This window comes from Micrococcus sp., assembly GCF_030523875.1.
GTDB lineage: Bacteria > Actinomycetota > Actinomycetes > Actinomycetales > Micrococcaceae > Micrococcus.
The window spans coordinates 1,859-18,639 of record NZ_JAUNHR010000022.1 but is presented as its reverse complement, the minus strand read 5'-3'; the positions used below and the strand labels follow the sequence as shown (position 1 = coordinate 18,639).

12 protein-coding genes are annotated in these 16,781 nt (G+C 72.9%); 4 read left to right on the top strand and 8 right to left on the bottom strand.

The genetic code is table 11. The features are described from left to right. Positions 1-60: 60 nt before the first annotated feature. From Q4D18_RS04645 to uvrA, 7 genes are all read right to left on the bottom strand, one after another. The gene (locus Q4D18_RS04645; RefSeq protein WP_303126216.1) at positions 61-687 is read right to left on the bottom strand and encodes a superoxide dismutase; all 627 of its coding nucleotides are present in this window, start codon (positions 685-687) and stop codon (positions 61-63) included. A 179-nt stretch (positions 688-866) separates the two neighbouring features. Continuing rightward, positions 867-1,829 carry a DNA-binding protein WhiA gene (whiA, locus tag Q4D18_RS04640; RefSeq protein WP_303126215.1) on the bottom strand — a complete coding sequence of 321 codons (963 nt, stop codon included), beginning with the start codon at positions 1,827-1,829 and terminating at the stop codon, positions 867-869. Positions 1,830-1,897: 68 nt separating this feature from the next. After that, on the bottom strand, positions 1,898-2,956 hold the full coding sequence (yvcK, locus tag Q4D18_RS04635) for a uridine diphosphate-N-acetylglucosamine-binding protein YvcK (RefSeq protein ID WP_303126214.1): 1,059 nt from the start codon (positions 2,954-2,956) through the stop codon (positions 1,898-1,900). After that, positions 2,953-3,852 carry an RNase adapter RapZ gene (gene rapZ, locus Q4D18_RS04630; RefSeq protein WP_303126213.1) on the bottom strand — a complete coding sequence of 300 codons (900 nt, stop codon included), beginning with the start codon at positions 3,850-3,852 and terminating at the stop codon, positions 2,953-2,955. The genes yvcK and rapZ overlap by 4 nt, the downstream gene beginning before the upstream one ends. Beyond that, complete coding sequence (gene uvrC, locus Q4D18_RS04625; protein WP_303126212.1) at positions 3,849-5,777, bottom strand: excinuclease ABC subunit UvrC; 1,929 nt, start codon at positions 5,775-5,777, stop codon at positions 3,849-3,851. Before uvrC ends, rapZ begins: the two co-directional genes overlap by 4 nt. Continuing rightward, positions 5,770-6,441, bottom strand: a complete 672-nt coding sequence (locus Q4D18_RS04620) for a 1-acyl-sn-glycerol-3-phosphate acyltransferase (protein WP_303126211.1) — start codon at positions 6,439-6,441, stop codon at positions 5,770-5,772. Before Q4D18_RS04620 ends, uvrC begins: the two co-directional genes overlap by 8 nt. A 74-nt stretch (positions 6,442-6,515) precedes the next feature. After that, a complete protein-coding gene (gene uvrA, locus Q4D18_RS04615; protein ID WP_303126210.1) occupies positions 6,516-9,518 on the bottom strand; it encodes an excinuclease ABC subunit UvrA in 3,003 nt (1,000 codons plus the stop codon). 94 nt (positions 9,519-9,612) lie between these two features. On the opposite strand from uvrA, the gene Q4D18_RS04610 reads away from it, so the two are divergent. The 4 genes from Q4D18_RS04610 (at position 9,613) to Q4D18_RS04595 (ending at position 15,305) form a co-directional block, all read left to right on the top strand. Next, positions 9,613-10,293: an MBL fold metallo-hydrolase gene (locus Q4D18_RS04610; protein WP_303126209.1), complete on the top strand. Its 681-nt coding sequence runs from the start codon at positions 9,613-9,615 to the stop codon at positions 10,291-10,293. Between the two features lie 151 nt (positions 10,294-10,444). Then, on the top strand, positions 10,445-11,185 hold the full coding sequence (locus Q4D18_RS04605) for a TetR/AcrR family transcriptional regulator (protein ID WP_303126208.1): 741 nt from the start codon (positions 10,445-10,447) through the stop codon (positions 11,183-11,185). A gap of 26 nt (positions 11,186-11,211) precedes the next feature. Beyond that, positions 11,212-13,863: an RNA helicase gene (locus Q4D18_RS04600; protein WP_303126206.1), complete on the top strand. Its 2,652-nt coding sequence runs from the start codon at positions 11,212-11,214 to the stop codon at positions 13,861-13,863. Continuing rightward, a complete protein-coding gene (locus Q4D18_RS04595) occupies positions 13,863-15,305 on the top strand; it encodes an alpha/beta fold hydrolase (RefSeq protein WP_303126205.1) in 1,443 nt (480 codons plus the stop codon). Before Q4D18_RS04600 ends, Q4D18_RS04595 begins: the two co-directional genes overlap by 1 nt. Before the next feature lie 92 nt (positions 15,306-15,397). Here the strand turns inward: Q4D18_RS04595 and Q4D18_RS04590 are convergent, their stop codons facing one another. Then, positions 15,398-16,654 carry a TerC family protein gene (locus tag Q4D18_RS04590; RefSeq protein WP_303126203.1) on the bottom strand — a complete coding sequence of 419 codons (1,257 nt, stop codon included), beginning with the start codon at positions 16,652-16,654 and terminating at the stop codon, positions 15,398-15,400. Positions 16,655-16,781 lie beyond the last annotated feature (127 nt).

Sequence of the window (16,781 nt, the reverse complement as noted above, 5' to 3'; positions counted from 1 at the left end):
CGCGGGCCGGACGCCCGCCCGGGCGACCGACCCGCGGTGATGCGGGGGTCGGGCTGCGGGTCAGGCCGGCAGCACGAGGCCGCGGGCGCCCTGGCGGGCCGCCTCGAAGCGCTTCTGGACGTCGGCCCAGTTCACGATGTTCCACACGGCCTTGACGTAGTCGGCCTTCACGTTCTGGTAGTCCAGGTAGAACGCGTGCTCCCACATGTCCAGCTGGAACAGCGGGATGGTGGCGACGGGCACGCCGTTCTGCTGGTCGTAGAACTGCTCGATCACCAGGTTGCCGCCGATGGGCTCGTAGGCCAGCACGGCCCAGCCGGAGCCCTGGATGCCGAGGGCGGCGGCGGTGAAGTGGGCCTGGAACTTGTCGAACGAGCCGAAGAACTCGTCGATCGCGGCGGCCAGCTCGCCGGTCGGCTTGTCGCCGCCCTCGGGCGAGAGGTTCTTCCAGAAGATCGAGTGGTTGGTGTGGCCGCCCAGGTTGAAGGCCAGGTCCTTCGAGAGCTGGTTGACGGCGGCGAAGTTCTCCGCGTCACGGGCCGCGGCCAGCTTCTCCAGGGCCGTGTTGGCGCCCTTCACGTACGTGGCGTGGTGCTTCGAGTGGTGCAGCTCCATGATGCGCGCGGAGATGTGCGGCTCCAGGGCGGCGTAGTCGTAGTCCAGCTCGGGGAGAGTGAATTCCGTCATGCTTCCTCCTTCAGACGTCACCGCCGGGCATCGGTGTCTCGCTCCGGCGGTGCTGTGGGCAGGAACCCCGCGCCGTTGCGGGGTATTCCTTCCTCCCATTGTGGACGGCCGGGCCCGTGGGACGCCATGGACGGCGGCCCGCGCGTCGGTCGGGAGGTCCTCGCCCGCCCCGGGAGGGGTCAGCGTCCGGCGTCGCCCGTGCCGGGCACGCCGAGCTCGGCGGCCCGGCGGTCCGCGGTGGAGAGCAGGCGGCGGATGCGCCCGGCGATCGCGTCCTTGGTCATCGGCGGGTCGGCCAGCCGCCCCAGCTCGTCGAGGGAGGCCTGCTTGTGCTCCAGGCGCAGCCGGCCCGCGTAGAGCAGGTGGTCCGGGACGTCCTCGCCGAGGATCTCCAGGGCGCGCTCCACCCGGGCGCCCGCGGCCACCGCCGCCTGGGCCGAGCGGCGCAGGTTGGCGTCGTCGAAGTTGGCGAGCCGGTTGGCCGTGGCCCGGACCTCCTTGCGCTCCCGGCGCTCCTGCCACAGGGCGGCGGTCTGCACGGCGCCCACCGCCGTGAGGAGGGTGGCGATCGCCTCGCCGTCGCGCACCACCACCCGGTCCGCCTGGCGCACCTCGCGGGCCTTGGCCGCCACGTTCAGCCGGCGCGCGGCCCCCACCAGGGCGAGGGCGGCCTCGGGACCGGGCGTGGTCACCTCGAGGGATGAGGAGCGCCCGGGCTCGGTCAGCGAGCCGTGGGCCAGCAGGGCCCCGCGCCACACCGCGGCCCTGTCCGCCGCGCTGCCCTGCACGAGAGCCGGCGGCAGCCCGCGGACGGGGCGGCCGCGCTGGTCCAGCAGACCGGTCTGGCGGGCGAGGTCCTCTCCCCCGGCCACCACGCGGATCACGTACCGCTGTCCCCGGCGCAGGTTGCCGCCGGAGACCACCACGATCTCCGTGGCGTGGCCGTAGACCTCCGTGATGGCCGCGCGCAGGCGGCGCGCGCTGGCCCCGTGGTCCAGCTCCGCCTCGATCACCACGCGCCCGGAGACCAGGTGCAGGCCGCCGGCGAAGCGCAGCATGGTGGCCGCCTCCGCGCGCCGCTCGGGCGTGGTCGCCGCCGGGACGCGGGCGAGCTCCTCCTTGAGGGTCATGGTCAGCGCCATGTCGGGCTCCTTCGGGGATGGACGGCGGGGCGACCCGGACGCGCTGATGCGGGGGGCCGCGCCGGGCGTCAGGCGGTCATGGCCTCGTCCAGCGCCACGGCCAGGCGCAGGGGGTCGTGGACGAGGGGGTTGGCGGGGCTGCTCACTCTACTGAAGGCCACTCTGGCCCCCAGGCGCTCGGCCTCGGCGACGACGGCGGCGCGGTCCCGGACGGCGTCGGCGTCGGCCACCACCACGTCCAGGCGCAGCCCGGGCGCGTGCGCGCGCAGGGCCTTGAGGTGGTCGGCGTGCGTCATGCCGGTGGTCTCCTGCGTCCCGGTGTCCGTGTTCAGCACGAACACCCGGCCCGCGGACGTGCCCTCGAGGGCCGCCCGCACGTCCGGCAGGAGCAGGTGCGGCAGGACGGACGTGTAGAGCGAGCCCGGGCCGATCACCACCCAGTCCGCGCGGTCGATGGCCTCCAGGGCCTCCGGGGTGGCGGCGGCGTCGGCGGGGGTCAGGCGCACGTCCGTGACCCTCCCCTCGTGGGCGGCCAGGGCGAGGGCCACCTGGCCCTCCACGTGCCGGCGGACCAGTCCCCCGCCCTCGGCCTCGCACAGCACGTCGCCGCCGATGGTCAGCGGGACGCGGGAGACGGGCAGGACCTCGCCGTGGGCGCGCAGCAGGGCGCCGGCCCAGCGCAGGCCGTCCACGGGGTCGCCCAGCAGCTCCCACAGGGCCACGATCAACAGGTTGCCGAGGGCGTGGCCCTCGAGAGTGGCCTCCTCCGCGGGGACCTCGGTGGAGCGGAACCGGTGCTGCATCACCTGGGCCCACGTGCGGCCCCAGTCCGTGTCGTCGCACAGCGAGGCCAGGGCCATGCGCAGGTCGCCGGGCGGCAGGACGTCCATCTCCCGGCGGATGGTGCCGGAGGACCCGCCGTCGTCCGCCACGGTCACCACGGCGGTGAGGTGGCCCGCGATCAGGCGCAGGGCGGACAGGGAGGCGGACAGGCCGTGGCCGCCGCCGAGCGCGGTGACGCGCAGGTCGGCGCGGGCCGTGCCGAGGGGGGCACCGGCGGGGCGGTCGGAGGAGGCCGGCGGCAGGGGCAGCTGGCCCGTGAGGGGGCCGAGGGACGGGTGCGTCATTCGCGCCCCATGTCCCGGTGCTCCACCTGGACGGTCACCCGCGGGCGCTGGGCGATCCGGCGGGCCAGCTCCTCGGCCACGGCCACGGAGCGGTGCTTGCCGCCCGTGCAGCCCACGGCCAGGGTGGCGTAGTGCTTGTTCTCCCGGCGGTAGCCCTCGAACACCGGGGCCAGGGCCGCCAGGTAGGCGGTGAGGAACTCGTCGACGCCGGGCTGGCTGAGCACGTAGTCGGACACCTCCGGCTCGACGCCCGTGTGGGGGCGCAGCGCCTCCACCCAGTGGGGGTTCGGGATGAAGCGCATGTCCGCCACGAAGTTCGCGTCCGAGGGCAGGCCGTACTTGAATCCGAAGCTCATGACGTTCAGCCGCAGGGTCACGGGCCCGTCCTCGGAGAACAGCTCGGTGACCTCGGTGGCCAGGCCGTGGACGTTCAGCGCGCTCGTGTCCACGACGACGTCGGCCGCTTCCTTGAGCTCGGAGACGATCTCGCGTTCGGCCTGGATCCCGTCGAGGAGGCGGGCGTTGCCCTGCAGCGGGTGCGGGCGGCGGCCGGCCTCGAACCGGCGGACGAGCACGTCGTCCGCGGCCTCGAGGAACAGGGTGCGGTACTCCACCCCCTCGCTCCCCAGCTGGTGGAGGGCCGCGCGGAGCTCGTGCAGGTAGGTGCGCGAGCGGACGTCCACCACGATCGCCAGCCGCGGGAAGGCCTCGGGCGACCGGGCCACGAGGTCGGCCAGCGTGATCAACAGCTGCGGGGGCATGTTCTCCACGACGTACCAGCCGTGGTCCTGCAGGGCGTGGGCCGCCGTCGTGCGGCCGGCCCCCGACATGCCGGTGATGACCAGGACCTCGGAGGACGGGGGCTTCTCGGGCTGCAGCTCGGGATCCACGCTCATGCCCTCACTGTATCGCCGCCCCCGGACGCCGTCAGGGCCGCGTGGACGGTCTGCGCGAGGGCCGGGCCGATGCCCGCCACCTCGGTCAGCCGCTCCGGCCCGGCGGCGCGGATCTGCTCCACCGACCCGAAGTGCGTGAGCAGCGCCTGGCGCCGGGCGGGCCCCAGGCCGGGGACGGAGTCCAGGGCGGAGGCGGTCATGGCCTTCGTCCGGCGGCCGCGGTGGCCCGCGATCGCGAACCGGTGGGACTCGTCGCGGATGCGCTGGAGCAGGTACAGCCCCTCGGAGGCGCGGGGCAGGATGACGGGGAACTCGTCACCCGGGACCCAGACCTCCTCCAGCCGCTTGGCCAGCCCCACGACGGGGAGGTCGTCCAGGCCGAGCTCCTCGAGCACGGCCGCCGCCGCGGCCACCTGGGGCGGGCCGCCGTCGACCACCACGAGGGAGGGCGGGTAGGCGAACCGGCGGTCGCCGGCGTCGGCCCCGTCCGCCTCCACCTGGCCGGTCAGCACGCCGCCCTCCTGGCGCTCCTTCGCCATGCGGGCGAAGCGCCGGCGCAGCACGTCCCTCATGGAGGCGGTGTCGTCCCGGGCGGCCTCCCCCGTCACGTTGAAGCGCCGGTAGTCCTTCTTCTTGGGCAGGCCGTCCTCCATCACCACCATGGAGCCGACCACGTTGGTGCCCTGGGAGTGCGAGATGTCGTAGCACTCGATCCGCAGCAGCGGGGAGTCGATCTCGAGGGCGTCCTGCAACTCGCGCAGCGCGGCGGAGCGCGTGGTCAGGTCCCCCGCGCGGCGGGTCTTGTGCAGCTTGAGGGCCATCTCGGCGTTCTCCCGGACGGTCTCCATGAGATCGGCCTTGGCCCCCCGCTGCGGCACGCGCACCTGGACGCGGGCGCCGCGCAGGCCGGAGAGCCACGCGGTGAGCTGCTCCGCCTCCGAGGGCTCCACGGGCACGAGCACCTCGTGCGGGATGCGCTGGCTGTCGCCGAGGTCGCCGTAGACCTGCTTCAGCAGCTCCTCCACCATGACGTCCTCGCCGACGTCCTCCACGCGCTCCATCACCCAGCCGCGCTGGCCCCGGATGCGTCCCTGGCGGACGTGGAACACCTGCACCGCCACCTCGAGCTCGTCCATGTGGAGCGCGAAGACGTCGGCCTCCGTGTTCTCGGCGAGCACCACGGCGTTGCGCTCGAACACGCGGCGCAGGGCCGCGATGTCGTCCCGCAGGCGGGCGGCGTCCTCGTAGCGCAGATCGGCGACGGCGGCCGCCATCGCCTTCTCGAGCTCCTTGACGAACCGCTCGGCGTCCCCGGCCATGAAGTCGCAGAAGTCCTGGGCCAGGGCGCGGTGGTCGGCCGGGGAGATCCGCCCCACGCACGGCGCGGAGCACTTGCCGATGTACCCGAGCAGGCACGGCCGGTCCTGGGCGCGGGCGCGCTTGAACACGCCCGCGGAGCACGTGCGGACGGGGAACACCCGCAGCATCAGGTCCACGGTCTCCCGGATGGCCTTGGCGGGGTGGAACGGGCCGAAGTACTTCACCCCGGGCTTGCGGTCCCCGCGCATCACGAGCACGCGCGGGAACTGCTCGTTCATGGTCACGGCCAGGTACGGGTAGGACTTGTCGTCCCGGTACATGATGTTGAACCGGGGCCGGTACTCCTTGATCCAGGTGTACTCGAGCTGCAGCGCCTCGAGCTCGGAGCCGACGACGGTCCACTCCACCGCGGCGGCCGTGAACACCATGGTGCGGGTCTTGGTGGCCAGCCGCGCCGGGTCCTGGAAGTAGGAGCTCAGGCGGGCCCGCAGGTTCTTGGCCTTGCCCACGTAGATGACCCGGCCGTCCGGGTCGCGGAACCGGTAGACGCCCGGGGACGTGGCGATCTCGCCCGGGGCCGGGCGGTACGTGCGCGGGTCAGCCACGGGCGCCCGGGGCGGCGTTGTACTCGTCCACCCGCTCCTGGCCGGACAGGGCCGCGATCGCGTCCATGACCTGGGCGGTCGCCTGCCGTCGCTGCGGCAGGCCGTGGCGGCGGCCGGGATGGCCGAAGTCGAGGGGCTCCCCTGCCGCGATGGTGAACCGGTGCGGGCGGAAGCCGCGCCCGCCCGGCGGCTGGAGCCGCTCGGTGCCGCGCAGGCCCACCGGGACCACGGGGGCGCCCGTGGTCAGCGCCAGCCAGCCCACGCCCGTCCGACCCCGGTAGAGCCGCCCGTCCCGGCTGCGCGTGCCCTCCGGGTAGATGCCGACCCCCTCGCCCGCCTCCAGCAGGGACACCAGCTCCTCGAGGGCCGCCACAGAGGCCGACTGGTCCCCCCGCTGGACCGGGATCGAGCCCACGGACTCGAAGAACCGCCGCTGGACCCGGCCGCTCAGGCCGGGGGCGGTGAAGTACTCGGCCTTGGCGAAGAAGTGCACGGGGCGCGGGCACAGGGCCTGCAGCAGGACCGAGTCGAGGAAGGACAGGTGGTTCGAGGCCAGGATGAACGGACCGTTCACGGGCACGTTCTCCAGGCCGGTGATGCGGGGGCGGCACGTCAGCCGGAACATCCCGGCGAACGCGCGGCGGACGGGCTCGGAGGTGGCCATGGGTCCCTCGCCTGCCTCTCGTGGTGGGGGCCGGAGCCGCGCGGCGGACGCGGCGCCGGCCGGGGGTGGGTCGGTCAGCCGAGCAGCTCGGCGAGGAAGCGCCCGGTGTGGCTCTCCGCCACCCGCGCGACCTGCTCGGGCGTGCCCGTGGCCACGATCGTGCCACCTCCCGAGCCGCCCTCGGGGCCGAGGTCGATCACGTGGTCGGCGCACTTCACCACGTCGAGGTTGTGCTCGATGGTGATCACGGTGTTGCCCTTGTCCACGAGCGACTGCAGCACCTGCAGCAGCTTGCGGATGTCCTCGAAGTGCAGGCCCGTGGTCGGCTCGTCCAGCACGTACACCGTGCGCCCGTTCGAGCGCTTCTGCAGCTCTGCCGCCAGCTTCACCCGCTGCGCCTCGCCCCCGGAGAGGGTGGTGGCCGGCTGGCCGAGGCGCACGTAGCCGAGGCCCACGTCCACCAGCGTGCGCAGGTACCGGGAGATCTTCGTGTAGGAGCTGAAGAACTCGGCGGCCTCCTCGATCGGCATGTCGAGGACCTCGGCGATGTTCTTGCCCTTGTAGGTCACCTCGAGCGTCTCGCGGTTGTAGCGGGCGCCGTGGCAGACCTCGCACGGGACGTAGACGTCCGGCAGGAAGTTCATCTCGATCTTGAGCGTGCCGTCGCCCGAGCACGCCTCGCAGCGGCCGCCCTTGATGTTGAAGGAGAACCGGCCCTGCTGGTAGCCGCGGACCTTGGCCTCGGGCGTCTCGGCGAACAGCTTGCGGATCGAGTCGAACACGCCCGTGTAGGTGGCGGGGTTGGAGCGCGGGGTGCGGCCGATGGGGCTCTGGTCCACGTGGACCACCTTGTCCAGGTGCTCGAGGCCCTCCACCGTCCGGTGCCGGCCCGGCACGAGCTTGGCGCCGTTGAGCCGGTCCGCCAGGACCTTGTAGAGGATCTCGTTGATCAGCGTGGACTTGCCCGAGCCGGACACGCCCGTGACGGCGGTGAGCACGCCCAGCGGGATGTCCACCGTGACGTTCTTCAGGTTGTTCTCGGTGGCGCCCCGGACGGTCAGCTTCCGCCCCTTCTCGAGCGGGCGCCGCTGCGCGGGCACGTCGATGCTGCGCCGGCCCGCCAGGTAGTCGCCCGTGATCGAACGGGTGTTGGCCTTGAGCTCCTCGAGGGAGCCCGAGTGGACCACCTCGCCGCCGTGCTCGCCGGCCTGGGGGCCGATGTCCACGATCCAGTCGGCCTCGGCGATCGTGTCCTCGTCGTGCTCCACCACGATCAGCGTGTTGCCGAGGTCGCGCAGGCGCAGCAGCGTCTCGATCAGGCGGCGGTTGTCCCGCTGGTGCAGGCCGATCGACGGCTCGTCCAGGACGTACAGCACGCCCACGAGCCCGGCACCGATCTGCGTCGCCAGCCGGATGCGCTGCGCCTCGCCGCCGGAGAGCGTGCCGGCGTTGCGCTCGAGGTTCAGGTACTCCAGCCCCACGTCCAGCAGGAACGCCAGGCGGGCCCGGATCTCCTTGACCACCTGGTCCGCGATCGCGCGCTCCCGGGCGGTGAGCTCGAGGCCGTCCACGAAGTCGAGGGCGTCCCGCATGGGCAGCGCGGTGGCCTCGGCGATGGACAGCCCGCCCACACGCACGTTCAGCACGGTGGGGTTCAGGCGCGCGCCGTGGCAGACGGGGCACGGGATCTCGCGCATGAAGGACTCGTAGCGCTCGCGCGCCGAGTCGGACTCGGTCTCCTCGTGCTTGCGCACCACGTAGGGCACCACGCCCTCGAAGCCCGTGGTGTAGCGCCGCGTGCGGCCGAAGCGGTTGCGGAACTCGACCTCCACCTTGAAGTCCTTGCCGTGCAGCACCGCCTCGCGGTGCTTCTTGGGCAGGTCCTTCCACGGGGTCTTCAGCGAGAAGCCCGTCTCCTTGGCCAGTCCCCCGAGCACGCGCATCCAGTAGTCCGAGGTGGACTTGCCGAGGGACCAGGGGACGATCGCCCCGTCCTCGATCGAGAGCTCGTCGTTCGGGACCACGAGGTCCGGGTCCACCTGGAGGCGCGAGCCGATGCCGGTGCACTCGGGGCACGCGCCGAAGGGGTTGTTGAAGGAGAACGAGCGCGGCTCGATCTCGTCCACGGTCTGGGCGTGGCCGTTGGGGCAGGAGAGCTTCTCCGAGAACGTGCGGAAGCGGGGGTTGCCCTCGGCGTCGCGGCCGGCGAACTCCCCCGTGTTCTTCTTGCCGGGCTCGTCCTCCACCTGCACGTCCACGAACTCGACGGCCACGAGGCCGTCGGCGAGCTTGAGGGCGGTCTCCACCGAGTCGGTCAGACGCTGACGGATGCCCTCCTTCATGGCCAGGCGGTCCACCACGACGGCGATCGTGTGCTTGTTCTGCTTCTTCAGCGCGGGCGGGTCGGAGAGCTGGACGGTCTCCCCGTCCACGAGCGCGCGGGCGTAGCCCTGCGTGGAGAGGGAGGAGAACAGGTCCACGAACTCGCCCTTGCGGCCCCGCACCACGGGGGCCAGGACCTGGAACCGGGTCCGCTCGGGCAGCTCCTCGAGCTGGTCCACGATCTGCTGCGGCGTCTGCCGGCTCACCACCTCGCCGCACTCGGGGCAGTGCGCCACGCCCACGCGCGCCCACAGCAGGCGCATGTAGTCGTAGATCTCCGTGATGGTGCCGACCGTGGAGCGCGGGTTGCGGTTCGTGGACTTCTGGTCGATGGACACCGCCGGGGACAGGCCCTCGATGAAGTCCACGTCCGGCTTGTCCACGCGGCCCAGGAACATGCGCGCGTACGAGGACAGCGACTCGACGTAGCGGCGCTGGCCCTCCGCGAAGATCGTGTCGAACGCCAGCGAGGACTTGCCGGAGCCGGACAGACCCGTGAACACCACCATGGCGTCCCGCGGGATGGAGACGTCCACGTCCTTCAGGTTGTGCTCGCGGGCGCCCTTGACCACGATCCGCTCGTGCTGGACGGCCCCGCGAGCTCCGCGGCCCGGGCCGGAGGCGAGGCCGCCGGGACGGGGCGCGAGGGCGTCGTCGTGGGCGGCGGGGGCGGTGGAGACGGTGTTCTTCGGCACCCGGCAAGTCTAGGCGGGCGGCCGGACACGGTAGGGCCCCGGACGCCCGGATCCGCCCCTGGCGGAGCGGGGCGCCGTCCGTAGACTGTCCCGCATGCCCGCCTCCGCCGACATCCGTCTCCTCCACGACCTGCCCGCCGTGACCGTGCGCGCCGCCTCCGTCTCCGACATGGACAACAACGCGTACGCGATCACGTCCAAGACCACGGGCGCGCAGGTGCTGATCGACGCGGCGGACGCCCCGGAGACCCTGCGCGAGCTCCTCGCCTCCGCGGCCGCCGACACCCCGTGCGAGCCGCACCTGGCCATGATCGTCACCACGCACCGCCACTGGGACCACGTCCGGGCGCTGCCCGCCCTGGCCTCGGTGACCGGGGCCCGCACCGCCGCCGGTGCCGAGGACGCCGACGCGATCGCCGCGGACACCGGCGTGACCCCGGACGTGGTGCTCCGCCACGGAGAGACGGTGTCGGTGGACGGGATCGACCTCGAGGTGATCGCGCTGCGCGGCCACACCCCCGGCTCCGTGGCCCTGGCCTACCGCCCCGAGGCGGACGAGCCGGCGGTCCTCTTCACCGGCGACTCCCTCTTCCCCGGCGGCGTGGGCAACACCCAGGGCGACGCCGACCGCTTCGCCTCCCTGATCGACGACGTCGAGCAGCGCCTCTTCGAGGCCTTCGACGACGACGTGGTGGTCCATCCCGGCCATGGCGCCTCCACGACGCTCGGCGCCGAACGGCCTCACGTGCAGGAGTGGCGCGAGCGCGGCTGGTGAGTACCGCGCCGCTCTCCGGTCGTTGCTGTGGTGACTTCCGCGTCGACCAGGAGGAGAATCCAAGTCCTCCGGTGTCCGAACACCGTTCTGCATAAGTGAACATGGTTCATCAGGGGGCCACGGCACCCGCCCCTCCCGCTACTGTGGACGCATGACACCCTTGTCCGACCCCGTGGACGCGCCGGACCCGCGCCCCGAGGAGCTCCCCGCCCCGCCCGGCGCCGTCCGGGACCTCCACCGGCGGGAGCGCCGTCGCCTGCTCACCGAGAAGGCGATCGTCGACGCCGCCCTGCGCATCACGGCTGCACAGGGGGTGGCCGCCGTGACCATGCGCCGCGTGGCCGAGGACCTCGGCGTCGCGGCCTCGAGCCTCTATCCCCACGTCGGCAGCCGCGAACGCCTCGTCGACCTGGCGGTGCGCGAGGTGCTCCGCGGGGTGGGGCCCCTCCCCGACTCCGGCGACTGGCGCGCGGACCTGCGCGGCCACGTCCTGGAGGTGCACGAGCGCCTCTCGGCGCATGCCGACCTGGCCCAGCACGCCTTCTTCGCCGCGGTCGCGCCGAGCACCGCGGACGACCTCGAGGCACTCGAGCACCTGCTGGCCCGTCTCACGGGCGAGGGGCTGGACGCCGACCTCGTGCTCACGGCCTACGACCGCATGATGCTGTGCACCGTGGCCGACGTCCACGAGCAGTGGCAGCGCCGCCACCGCGTGGACGACGCCGAGGTGTCGGCCTGGCTCGTGAGCTTCAGCGCCCATGTGGCCGAGCTGCCCGAGGACCGCTTCCCGCACCTGCGCACCCGCGCCCGCCGGCTCGTCGCCCCCGAGCCGACGGCGCGGTTCCTCGCCGGCATCGACCTCCTCCTGGACGGCCTGGCCGCCCGCTCCTGACCGGCGCCGCGGATACCCTGGGGGCGATGACCTCCTCCGCCCCCGCCTCCGTGCCCACCCCCGCCGCGCCCTCCCTCACCGGACGCCTCGACGCCCTCGGCCGCTCCCCCGACGGCGACGCGGTGTACGAGGCCTTCACCGCCTGGACGGACGCCCGCGGCATCCGCCTCTACCCCGCGCAGGAGGAGGCCGTCCTCGAGCTGGTGGCCGGCAACCACGTGATCCTGGCGACGCCGACCGGCTCGGGCAAGTCCCTCGTGGCCCTCAGCGCCCACGCCGACGCCCTGGCCCACGGGAAGGTCTCCTACTACACGGCCCCCATCAAGGCGCTCGTCTCCGAGAAGTTCTTCGCCCTGGTGGACGTCTTCGGCGCGGAGAACGTCGGCATGGTCACGGGCGACTCCTCGGTCAACGCGGACGCGCCCATCATCTGCTGCACCGCGGAGATCCTGGCCAATCGCGCCCTGCGGGAGGGCTCGGGCATGGAGATCGGCACCGTGGTCATGGACGAGTTCCACTACTACGCCGACCCCTCCCGCGGCTGGGCCTGGCAGCTGCCCCTGCTCGAGCTGCCCCAGGCCCGGTTCCTGCTGATGTCCGCCACCCTGGGCGACACCACCCGCCTCGAGGAGGACCTGACGGAGCGCACCGGACGTGAGGTCGCCGTCGTCGCGCATGCCGAGCGCCCGATCCCCCTGACCTTCGAGTGGTCCGAGGTGCCGCTGCAGGAGAAGGTCGAGGAGCTCGTCGCCACCCGCCAGGCGCCGGTGTACATTGTCCACTTCTCCCAGCTGGACGCGGTGGAGACCGCCGTGGGGCTGGCCTCGGTGTCCGTCACCACCAAGGAGGAGAAGGAGACGATCGCCGAGCGGATCGCCGGCTTCCGGTTCTCCGCGGGGTTCGGCAAGACCCTCAACCGCCTCGTGCGGGCGGGCATCGGCGTGCACCACGCCGGCATGCTGCCGAAGTACCGCCGGCTCGTGGAGAAGCTCGCCCAGGAGGGCCTGCTGAAGGTCATCTCCGGCACGGACACCCTGGGCGTCGGGATCAACGTCCCCATCCGCACCGTGCTGATCACCGCCCTGTCCAAGTTCGACGGCGAGCGGACCCGCATCCTGCAGTCCCGTGAGTTCCACCAGATCGCCGGACGGGCCGGGCGCGCGGGGTTCGACACCTCCGGCACGGTGGTGGTCCAGGCCCCCGAGCACGTGATCGAGAACAGGGCGGCCGAGCGCAAGGCGGCGGCGAAGTTCGCCTCGATCAAGGACGAGGCGGAGCGCGCCAAGCGCATGAAGCAGTCCGTGAAGGGCTCGAAGCGGAAGACGCCGCCGCAGGGGTTCGTGTCCTGGGGGCCGGCCACCTTCGACAAGCTCGTGGCCTCCGAGCCGGAGCCCATGGTCTCCCGCATGCGCATCACGCACTCCATGCTGCTGAACATCCTGGACCGCCCGGGCGACCCCGTCCTGGCCGTCCGCCGTCTGCTGCGCGCCACGCACGAGACCCCGGCCCGCCAGGCGCAGCTGATGCGCCGGGCCCTGGGCATCTTCCGCGAGCTGCTGGCCACGGGCGTGGTCGAGGTGCTCCCCGAGCCCGACGCGGAGGGGCGCACCGTGGACCTGACGGTGGACCTGCAGCCGGACTTCGCGCTGAACCAGCCCCTGTCCCCCTTCGCCCTCGCGGCGCTGGACCTGCTCGACCCCGCCGAGCCGGACCACCACCTGGACGTGGTCTCCGTGATCGAGGCGACCCTGGACGCGCCCCGGCAGGTGCTCTCCGCCCAGGTGAAGAAGGCCAAGGGCGAGGCGGTGGCCGCCATGAAGGCCGAGGGCATGGACTACCAGGAGCGCATGCGCGTCCTCGACGAGGTCACCCACCCGCAGCCGCTGGCCGAGCTGCTCGAGCAGCAGTTCGAGACGTACCGCCAGGACGCCCCGTGGCTGGCCGAGTTCGAGCTCTCCCCCAAGTCCGTGGTGCGGGACATGTTCGAGCGCGCCATGGGCTTCGGGGACTACGTCCAGTTCTACGGCCTGGCCCGCTCCGAGGGCGTGCTGCTGCGCTACCTCACGGACGCGGTCAAGGCGCTGCGCCAGACCGTGCCCCAGGAGGACCGCACCGAGGACCTGCAGGTGCTGCTGGACTGGCTGGACGAGATGGTCAAGCAGACCGACTCCTCGCTGCTGGAGGAGTGGGAGGACCTCGTGGCCGGGGACATCGAGGAGCTGCGCCGGGACATGGAGTCCCTCGAGCCCACCCCGCCGCCGCGGCTGACGGACAACGCCGCCGTGTTCCGCGTGATGGTCCGCAACGCCCTGTTCCAGCGCGTGCGCCTCTTCGGCGACGAGCAGGACGTCACGCTCGCCGAGCTCTCGGGCGACCTGTCCGCCGAGGACTGGGCCGACGCACTCGACGCCTACTTCGACGACCACGAGGACATCGACGACGGCCCCGCCGCGCGCGGCCCGGAGTTCTTCCGCGTGGCGGAGCGCCCCGAGGGCCGCTGCCCCGTGGAGCTGGCGGGCACGCGCTGGTGGGCCGTGCGCCAGGTCCTCAAGGACCACGACGGCGACCACGACCACGGGATCAACGCGGTCGTGGACCTGGACGCCTCGGACGAGGCGGGACACCCGGTGGTCCATGTGCTCTCCGTGGGCGCCCCCGTGCCCGGGTGGGACCTCTGATGGGGTCCGCCTCCCCCGTCCCCGGCGACCCGCGCGGGTTCGCCCCGGTCGGGCCCGCCGAGCACCGGCCGGGGCCGGCGACCGTGCTCTTCGACGGCACGCACGTGCTCGAGCACCGCTTCCTGGTCCCGATCGACCACGCCCTCACCCTGGAGCAGGCCCGTGCGCAGGACGCGGCCGGCACCGGCGTCGGCCCGGGCGGCCGGGGCACGCTCGAGGTCCTGGCCCGCGAGGTCCGCGCCCCCGACGACCCGGACGGCGAGCGGCCCTGGCTGCTGTACCTGCAGGGCGGGCCGGGCTCCGGCGCGCCCCGGCCCGCACGCCTCGGCGGCTGGCAGCGCGAGCTGGCGAAGGACTTCCGCCTGCTCCTGCTGGACCAGCGCGGCACGGGAGGCTCGACGCCGGCCACCGCGGCCACGCTGTCCGCGCACCCCACGGACGAGGCTCGGACGGCGCACCTGACGCACCTGCGCGCGCCCTCGATCGTCCAGGACGCGGAGATGCTCCGCCTCGCCCTCGGCGCGGGGCCGTGGACCACCCTCGGCCAGAGCTTCGGCGGGTTCTGCACGCTCAGCTACCTCTCCTGGCGTCCGGAGGGCCTCGAGCGATGCCTCATCACCGGCGGCCTCGCCCCGCTCACCGGCCACGCCGACCGGGTCTACCGGGCCACGTACGCCCGGATGCGCGAGCGTGCGGAGGAGTTCTTCGCCCGCCACCCGCAGGACCGGGACACGTGGGCCGAGGTCATGGCGCTCGTCCGCGCCGCGGAGGCCGCCGGCGAGCCGGCCCGGCTCCCGGACGGCTCCGCCCTGACCGTCGGCCGGGTCCAGCAGCTCGGCATGCTGCTGGGCGGGAACACGCGGGTGGACCAGCTGCACTGGGTGCTCGCGGACGCCGTGGACCGCACCGGGGCCGCCCCGCGGCTGTCCGACGCGTTCGTCGCCGCCGTCGCCGCCCAGGTGGAGCGGGGCACGAACCCGCTCTACGCGGTGCTCCACGAGGCCATCTACGCCCAGCCCGCCGAGCTCACCGACGGCCGCCCCGCCACCGGGTGGTCGGCGGCGCGCGTGCTGGCCGAGCACCCGGACGTCGACCCGTCGCGCTCCCCCGCCCCGCTGCCCACCGGCGAGCACGTCATGCCGTGGTCGTTCGAGACGGAGGCCGCGCTGCGTCCCCTCGCCGGGACCGCCCGCCTGCTCGCCGAGAAGCAGGACTGGGGCCCGCTCTACGACCTCGACGTCCTCGCCGGCAACGAGGTCCCCGTGGCCGCGGCCGTCTACACGCACGACGTCTACGTGGACCGGGACCTCTCCCTGGAGACGGCCGCCCGGGTCCGCGGCCTGCGCATGTGGGAGACGGACGCCTTCCACCACGACGGGCTGGCCGACGACGGCGCCGCGATCGTCGCCCGCCTGCTGGCGATGGCCCGCGGGGAGGACTGAGCTCCGGCCCGCACCCCGGACGAGGTCGCGGCCCCCGCCCGGGCGGGTGGGGGCCTCGTCGTCGTGCCCGGCCCCGCGGCCGGGAGTGCGGGTCAGATCGTCGGCCCGTCCTGGGCCACGATCTTCTGCGAGACGCCGGCGGCGTCCGCGTCGCGCGGGTCGGCCAGGCGCGCCTCGTGGGCCTGGCGGATGATCGCGGACCACCGGTCCTTGTGGTCGATCAGCTGGTCGTGCCACTTGCCGTCCACGAGCTCGGCGCGGCGGGTCCACTCGTCCATCAGGGCGGCGGCCTTCTCGCGCTCGGCCGGGGTGGCGGCGTCGTCGAGATCGGTGTAGCGGTGGGAGTACTTCTCCGCGTTCTGCAGGGCGCGCAGCGCCTGGCCCTTGGGCGAGGCGAGCGAGGCGATCACGGTGAGCACGAGGATGCCGACCACCACGAGGAGGGACAGGGTGGTGGGGATCTCCGTGACGGGGACGGGCTGCCCGTCGTTGATGAAGCCGAGGGTGTTCTCGTGGAGGGCGTGCAGCACCAGCTTGACGCCGATGAACGCGAGGATCGCGGCGAGGCCGTAGGAGAGGTACACGAGGCGGTCCAGCAGGCCGTCGATGAGGAAGAACAGCTGGCGCAGGCCCATGAGGGAGAAGGCGGTGGCCGCAAACACGATGTACGGCTCCTGGGTGACGCCGTAGATCGCCGGGATGGAGTCGAACGCGAAGAGGATGTCCGTCAGGCCGATCGCGATCATCACGAGCAGCATCGGCGTCATGACCTTCTTCCCGTTCTCCACGGTGAAGAGGCGGTCGCCGTCGTAGTGGTCCGAGGCGGGCAGGAACCTCTTCACGAAGCGGACCATGACGTTGTCCGCCTCCTCCTCCGCCTCGTCCGCGTCGCCCATCTCGCTCTTGAGCTGCAGGCCCGCGATCACGATCAGGGCGATGCCGAAGAGGTAGAAGACCCAGGAGAACGCGGAGATGGCCGCCGCGCCGATGAGGATGAACACGGTGCGCGAGATGATCGCGAAGGTGATGCCGAACAGCAGCACCTTCTGTTGGTAGTCCCGCGGCACTCCGAAGCTGGCCATGATCACCAGGAACACGAAGAGGTTGTCGACGCTGAGCGCCTTCTCGAGGATGTAGCCGGTGTAGTACTCGACGGCGTGCTGGGTGTCCCCGAAGAGGAAGAACACGAGGCCGAAGGCCAGCGCCAGTGCGATGTAGATCCCGGACCACACCGCCGCCTCGCGGATGGTGGGGGTGTGCGCCTTGCGCACGTGGGCGAAGTAGTCGAAGGCGAGGAGGCCGACGATCAGCGCGATCGTCAGGCCCCAGGTCAATCCGTTGATCTCCACGCGGGGAGCACCTTTCGGGAGGGGGACTCGGTCAATGCTCGCAAGTCTCTCCGCCCCGCCCCGGCATGACCGACGGCGTGGGCCGCTGCGTCCGGCGGACGGGGCCGACGACCGGCCGCGTCGTCCA

What these genes read in the sequence shown, in the direction of transcription:
- whiA (WP_303126215.1), bottom strand. Translation starts at nt 1,829, where the DNA reads ATGGCGCTGACCATGACCCTCAAGGAGGAGCTCGCCCGCGTCCCGGCG.
- Q4D18_RS04645 (WP_303126216.1), bottom strand. Translation starts at nt 687, where the DNA reads ATGACGGAATTCACTCTCCCCGAGCTGGACTACGACTACGCCGCCCTG.
- Q4D18_RS04605 (WP_303126208.1), top strand. Translation starts at nt 10,445, where the DNA reads ATGACACCCTTGTCCGACCCCGTGGACGCGCCGGACCCGCGCCCCGAG.
- rapZ (WP_303126213.1), bottom strand. Translation starts at nt 3,852, where the DNA reads ATGAGCGTGGATCCCGAGCTGCAGCCCGAGAAGCCCCCGTCCTCCGAG.
- Q4D18_RS04610 (WP_303126209.1), top strand. Translation starts at nt 9,613, where the DNA reads ATGCCCGCCTCCGCCGACATCCGTCTCCTCCACGACCTGCCCGCCGTG.
- Q4D18_RS04600 (WP_303126206.1), top strand. Translation starts at nt 11,212, where the DNA reads ATGACCTCCTCCGCCCCCGCCTCCGTGCCCACCCCCGCCGCGCCCTCC.
- yvcK (WP_303126214.1), bottom strand. Translation starts at nt 2,956, where the DNA reads ATGACGCACCCGTCCCTCGGCCCCCTCACGGGCCAGCTGCCCCTGCCG.
- Q4D18_RS04595 (WP_303126205.1), top strand. Translation starts at nt 13,863, where the DNA reads ATGGGGTCCGCCTCCCCCGTCCCCGGCGACCCGCGCGGGTTCGCCCCG.
- Q4D18_RS04620 (WP_303126211.1), bottom strand. Translation starts at nt 6,441, where the DNA reads ATGGCCACCTCCGAGCCCGTCCGCCGCGCGTTCGCCGGGATGTTCCGG.